1 pseudogene is annotated in these 568 nt (G+C 42.3%); it reads left to right on the top strand.

What is annotated here, in order from left to right:
• Positions 1-344 precede the first annotated feature (344 nt).
• Positions 345-568, top strand: a pseudogene (locus ACFINZ_RS11885) (hypothetical protein); the annotation flags it as partial.

Here is a 568-nt window from a genome sequence, read left to right on the forward strand (position 1 = left end):
ATCCGGTAAAACCGTCCTGGCAAAACTGGCTCACGCCTTACCTCCAATGATATAATGTTTTTAAGCCAAAAAGCAATCTTTAAAAAAACGGCTTGAGAGGGGCTTTTTTTGTATAAGACGATAATTGTACCTCTAACTTCACGACGGCGCTCTATCGCCTTTGAAGTGCCTTTGAAAACGATTTTATGGGATGGTTTGGCACGGGGGTTTCTCTCACAAGGAGAATAATAGGGAAAAGAGTGCTTTTTGAGAAATGCTCTTTTGACTGACAGTGTCAGACTTATAGTGGGAGTAAGTTTCATGCATTGTATTGCCAATGACAATTGTAAAGCAATAGGCAATGTATGGAACAGGAATTTCACGAAGATCAAAAAGATGGGGATGCAGAAACATTTCATGCTGCGTTAATAGATCTCTGTCCAGACGTTTTATGCCAAGACATTTCATGTGAAGACGCCACCGTTAGCCAAGCGCCTGAATGGGTAGAGCTTTTGCCCAAAGCGCCCCATGTGAAGGCACGTGATGGACGACAATGGCATTATAACCCGCAAACTATTTTAAAAGCCTT

The sequence above is a fragment of the Bartonella sp. AA81SXKL genome (assembly GCF_042196945.1).
GTDB lineage: Bacteria > Pseudomonadota > Alphaproteobacteria > Rhizobiales > Rhizobiaceae > Bartonella.